The sequence below is a fragment of the Candidatus Frankia nodulisporulans genome (assembly GCF_902806475.1).
Lineage (GTDB): Bacteria > Actinomycetota > Actinomycetes > Frankiales > Frankiaceae > Frankia > Frankia umida.
Genome location: NZ_CADCWS010000275.1, coordinates 1 through 5,208 on the forward strand (window position 1 = coordinate 1; position 5,208 = coordinate 5,208).

Below are 5,208 nucleotides of genomic sequence, written 5' to 3' on the forward strand. Positions count from 1 at the left end.
TAAGGCCTGTGCGCTGGCGAGTTCCGTCTCGTAGTCGATGGTCGGCGAGAGCACCGGGTCGTAGCGCATCTCAACGGTACGTCGGTCCGCGTACACCCGTAGATCATGCGGCAGGTCCGCCCGCCGGATTCCGCAGTCCTCCAGCAGAAGAACCAAACGGTGATCCCTTCTGAACCGCAGCCCGTTGAGGGCGATTCCAAGCGCCTTGGCGTAGGCCTCAACCACGTATCCAGTGAGGTAAAGAGCCCCGAGCTGCCGGGCCTTCTCATGCAGCGCATCAGCATCCTTGCCGCGCTCACGGGCAACCTCGACCCAGCGATCAGCCTCTCTTTTTCTATCTGGATTCAGCGCACCCACCCGCCTATACGATGGCCTCCGATACCACTCTAACAACCAGCACGCTACAGCTGCGAGCGGACCATCTGCGGACAACAGGCGGATGACGGTGAAACGAACGGCCGCGTAGGACGAGACGGAGATCCCGTCCTACGCGGCCGTCGGACAGCCGGGTCCGCGTCAGACCTGGATGCGGCGGGTGACGGCGTCGAGGATCTCGGCGATCGCGTCGTCGACGGGGACGCCGTTGCGCTGGGTTCCGTCGCGGAAACGGAAGGAGACGGCACCGGCCGCGACGTCGTCGTTGCCGGCGAGGAGCATGAAGGGAACCTTCTGCTTCTGCGCGGTGCGGATCTTCTTCTGCATCCGCTCGTCCGAGGCGTCGACCTCGACGCGAATGCCCTGGGTGGACAGGCGCCGGGCGATCTCGTCCAGGTAGGGCACATGCTCGTCGGTGATCGGGATGCCGACGACCTGCACGGGGGCGAGCCACGGCGGCAGGGCACCGGCGTAGTGCTCCAGCAGGATGGCGAGGAACCGTTCGATCGTGCCGAACAGGGCCCGGTGGATCATGAACGGGCGTTTGCGGGTGCCGTCCGCGGCCTGGTATTCGAGGTCGAACCGCTGCGGCAGCTGGAAGTCGACCTGGATGGTGGACAGCTGCCAGGTGCGGCCGATCGCGTCGCGCGCCTGCACGGAGATCTTCGGGCCGTAGAAGGCGCCGCCGCCCGGGTCCATGACGAGTTCGAGGTCCTGCTTCTGGGCGGCCTCGCGCAGCAGGTCGGTGGCCTCGGCCCATTCCTCGTCGGTGCCGACGGCCTTGCCCTCGGGGCGGGTCGACAGCTCCAGGTAGAAGTCGTCGAGGCCGTAGTCGCGCAGCAGGCCGAGCACGAAGCTCAGGGTGCCGTCGAGTTCGGTGGGCAGTTGTTCACGGGCGCAGAACAGATGGGCGTCGTCCTGGGTGAGGCCACGCACCCGGGTCAGGCCGTGCACCACACCGGACTTCTCGTACCGGTAGACGGTGCCGAACTCGAACAGCCGCAGCGGCAGCTCCCGGTACGACCGGCCGCGCGACCGGTAGATCAGGATGTGCATCGGGCAGTTCATCGGCTTGAGGTAGTAATCGGTGCCGCCGTCGAGCTGCATGGGCGGGTACATGCCGTCGGCGAACCAGTCGAGGTGCCCGGAGATCTCGTACAGCTCGGACTTGGTGATGTGCGGGGTGTTGACGAACGAATAGCCCGCCTCGGTGTGCCGACGCCGCGAGTAGTCCTCCATCGCGGTGCGCACCGCGCCACCCTTGGGGTGGAACACCGACAGGCCGGGGCCGATCTCGGTCGGGAAGGAGAACAGGTCGAGTTCGGCGCCGAGGCGACGGTGGTCGCGCCGCTCGGCCTCGGCGAGGCGGGTCTGGTAGTCCTTCAGCGCCTCACGGGACTCCCAGGCGGTGCCGTAGATCCGCTGTAGCTGCGGGTTCTTCTCACTACCCCGCCAGTAGGCGGCCGCCGAACGCAGAATCGCGAACGCGGGAATCGACCGGGTGCTCGGCACGTGCGGACCGCGGCAGAGGTCCTTCCAGCACAGGTCGCCGGTCTTCGCGTCCAGGTTGTCGTAGATGGTCAGCTCGCCGCCGCCGACCTCGACGCTCGCCTCGGCGTCGTCACCGGCGCTCGATTTCAGGCCGATCAGTTCCAGCTTGTACGGCTCGTCGGCGAGTTCGGCGCGGGCCTGGTCGTCGCTGACGACCCGACGGGCGAACCGCTGACCGGACTTGATGATCGCCTGGGCCTTCTTCTCGATGGCCTTCAGATCGTCCGCGGTGAACGGGGTCTCGACATCGAAGTCGTAGTAGAACCCGTTCTCAATGGGCGGGCCGATGCCCAGGCGCGCCTTCGGGAACAGGTCCTGCACGGCCTGGGCGACCACGTGCGCCGCCGAATGCCGCACGATCGCCCGCCCGGCTGGCGAGTCCAGCGCGATCGCCTCGACGACGGCCCCGTCGGTGAGGACATGAGCGAGGTCGCGCTGCTGACCGTCGACCACCGCGGCGATGACCGAACGGTCATCGGCGAACAGGCTGGCGGCCGTCGTACCGGTCGGCACCACCCGCGGCTCGCTGCGCTGGTCATGCTGGACGGTCACGCGGACGTCGGACACCGAGACTCTCCTGTGTGCGCTGGGACGCTGAGCGCGGGCAATCATCCCGCGGCCGGCGGGTAACCGCCCCGAGGGCGGCCCACGGCAGGTTTTCCTGACCCGCTCGCGATGCTACCCGCGTCCCGGCCGAACCCCCCGAACGCACACACTCACGGTGACGACTCTGGCGCGCGCACGTCCACCACCCGCGGCTCGTCCGACGGGACGCCGTCCGCGTCGCCATGGCCGTGGTCCGCCGCGTCCACCCCGCTGACGGACGCACCAGCCAGCGGCGTCCCGGCCTCGGACGGGCTGACATGGGACGGGCCTGCGTGGGACGGGCCTGCGGTGGACGAGCTGGCGTCGGGTGTCCCGGAGGCGGGCGTACCCGTGCCGGGCGCCGAGGCCGGGTACCGGCCGAGGACCGGATAGGTCTGGCCCAGCGCGAAGGGAGCGCCCACCGGATAGGCCACCAGGCGAGGCGTCGCCAGCTGCCCACCCGCCGGCTGCGGACCGGCCACGACCGCACCGCTGAACGTGGCGACACCGCCCGACGGCACCACACCATGGGACGGCGGCGCAGTACCCGACGCCGGGGTGCCGTTGGGCGCGGCGGCTACAGCGGGCGCGGCCGGGAGCTGGCCCGTGCCGCCGGCGGCAGTGGCAGTGGCGGCAGTGGCGGCAGTGGTGGCAGTGGTGGCAGTGGTGGCAGTGGTGGCAGTGGTGGCAGTGGTGATCGGGTCGGTGTCCGATGCCGGGGTGCGGATGCCGACGAGGATGACGTCGACGATGCGAGCGGTGCGGCCGCCGCTGACCTCACGGTCGCCGCTGAGGTACTGACGGTAGGAGACCGGGCCGATGAGCATGTCGACGATCAGGTCAACGTCGACGTCCGCCGCGAGTTCACCCGAGTCGATGCCACGCCGCAGCAGGCCCGCCGCCCACCGGCGGGATGGTTCCAGCACCCGGTGTGAGTAGGTGGCGAACAGGTCGGGGTGGGTGGTGCGCTCCGCGGCGAGCTGGGGCATGATCCGCCCGGCCAGGGAGTGCATGTTGCGGCGGCGCAGGGCGTTGAGCCAGGCGACCAGATCGTCGCGCAGGGAGCCGGTCTCGACCGTGTCGACCTCGTCGGCGAGGGTGTCGAGGGCGTCGCTGATCAGGGCGTCCTTGGTCGGCCAGCGCCGGTAGACGGTGGCCTTGCCGACGCCGGCGCTCGCGGCGACGGCCTCCATGGACAGCCCGGCGAACCCGACGGTGGCCAACTCGTGCAGTGCCGCGGCGATGATCGCCTCGTCGGTCCGAGGGTCGCGGGGACGGCCGGGGGCACGCGGAATCCGTACCCCGGAGGGGGCCCGGTCCGCTGGCCGACGAGGCTGCGGCGGACGGGCGTCCGACGTTGTCATCGGACGCGCCTTCCGCTCACCGCGGCGATCTGGTCGCCGTACCTGTGCGTCCGCATGGATAGGCCACCCGCCACCTGGTCGAGCCGCGCGTTGCTGTCGATTGTCCGGTGTCATTTCAAGATCAGCATACGTGGCCCGGGCGCCAGACGCATCCGTTTGCCATGGCAGCGGCGTGGTGCTCCACGTCCGACGTCGGACGCCCGGGCACGGCGGGGCCTGGCCGGGGCATCCGCCGGGGCCCGCCCACGAAGGTCGGCGGGGCTGCCCCGAGGGCCGGCAGGAGGCCGTCAGCGGTGGCAGCATGGATGGCACGCCGGGACGCCCCGTCGCCCGGACGGACGGATCAGGAGTGCTCATGACGTCGTCAGACACTGGTTCCCACAGCGCCGACTCCCCCGCCGCAGGTTCCCCTGGCACAGGCTCCTACGTGGCTCCCGAGGAGGGAGCCACCACGACCAGCCAGCCCCGTGGCCGGACCCGCTTCACCGTGCGCGATGTGGCCGCGGCCAAGGCCCGCGGGCAGAAGTGGGCGATGCTGACCGCCTACGACTTCACCACCGCGGGCATCTTCGACGAGGCCGAGATCCCCGTCCTGCTGGTCGGCGACTCGGCCGCCAACGTCGTCTACGGCTACGACACGACGATCCCCGTCACGGTGGACGAGCTGATTCCGCTGGTCCGCGCCGTGGTGCGCGGGGCGCCGCACGCGATGGTCGTCGCCGATCTGCCCTTCGGGTCCTACCAGGCGGGGCCGGCGCAGGCGCTGGAGACGGCCATCCGTTTCCTCAAGGAAGGTGGGGCGCAGGCGGTGAAGCTCGAGGGCGGCCAACGGGTCGCTTCGGCGGTGCGGACGCTCACGGCCGCCGGCATCCCGGTCGTCGGGCATCTGGGGCTGACCCCGCAGAGCGTGCATGCCTTCGGGGGCTACCGGGTGCAGGGACGGGACGCGGCCGGTGACGTGCTGCTGACCGAGGCGCTGGCGATCGAGGCGGCCGGCGCGTTCGCCGTCGTCCTGGAGGTGGTGCCCGCGGAGCTCGCCGCCCGGGTCACCAAGGAGCTGCGGATCGCCACCGTCGGGATCGGCGCCGGCGCGGACTGCGACGCCCAGGTGCTGGTCTGGCAGGACATGGCCGGTCTCGGCGCCGGACGAGCCCCTCGTTTCGTCAAGCGGTACGCCGATCTGCGCACCGCCCTGGGCACGGCCGCGCGCACCTACCGCGACGAGGTCCGGGACGGCCACTACCCCACCGTCGAACACAGCTACTGACCGCAACGGCCCGTGACGGCGGCGCCGTCCCTGGGCGTCCGCGGGCAGCGGGCGAGCGCCTAGCCC

At 70.6% G+C, this 5,208-nt stretch carries 4 protein-coding genes; 1 reads left to right on the forward strand and 3 read right to left on the reverse strand.

The genetic code is table 11. The features are described 5' to 3' along the window. The 3 genes from G6R24_RS17955 to G6R24_RS17965 form a co-directional block, all read right to left on the reverse strand. Positions 1 to 357: HEPN domain-containing protein (locus tag G6R24_RS17955; protein WP_163550369.1), on the reverse strand; the 357-nt coding region annotated here is incomplete at its 3' end. Positions 358 to 516: 159 nt separating this feature from the next. Next, positions 517 to 2,493: a threonine--tRNA ligase gene (gene thrS, locus G6R24_RS17960; protein ID WP_163550370.1), complete on the reverse strand. Its 1,977-nt coding sequence runs from the start codon at positions 2,491 to 2,493 to the stop codon at positions 517 to 519. A 149-nt stretch (positions 2,494 to 2,642) separates the two neighbouring features. Beyond that, complete coding sequence (locus G6R24_RS17965) at positions 2,643 to 3,875, reverse strand: TetR/AcrR family transcriptional regulator (protein WP_163550371.1); 1,233 nt, start codon at positions 3,873 to 3,875, stop codon at positions 2,643 to 2,645. A 355-nt stretch (positions 3,876 to 4,230) separates the two neighbouring features. Between G6R24_RS17965 and panB the strand changes: the two genes are divergently transcribed. Beyond that, on the forward strand, positions 4,231 to 5,142 hold the full coding sequence (panB, locus tag G6R24_RS17970; RefSeq protein ID WP_163550372.1) for a 3-methyl-2-oxobutanoate hydroxymethyltransferase: 912 nt from the start codon (positions 4,231 to 4,233) through the stop codon (positions 5,140 to 5,142). Positions 5,143 to 5,208: the final 66 nt, after the last annotated feature.

What these genes read in the sequence shown, in the direction of transcription:
- G6R24_RS17965 (WP_163550371.1), bottom strand. Translation starts at nt 3,875, where the DNA reads ATGACAACGTCGGACGCCCGTCCGCCGCAGCCTCGTCGGCCAGCGGAC.
- panB (WP_163550372.1), top strand. Translation starts at nt 4,231, where the DNA reads ATGACGTCGTCAGACACTGGTTCCCACAGCGCCGACTCCCCCGCCGCA.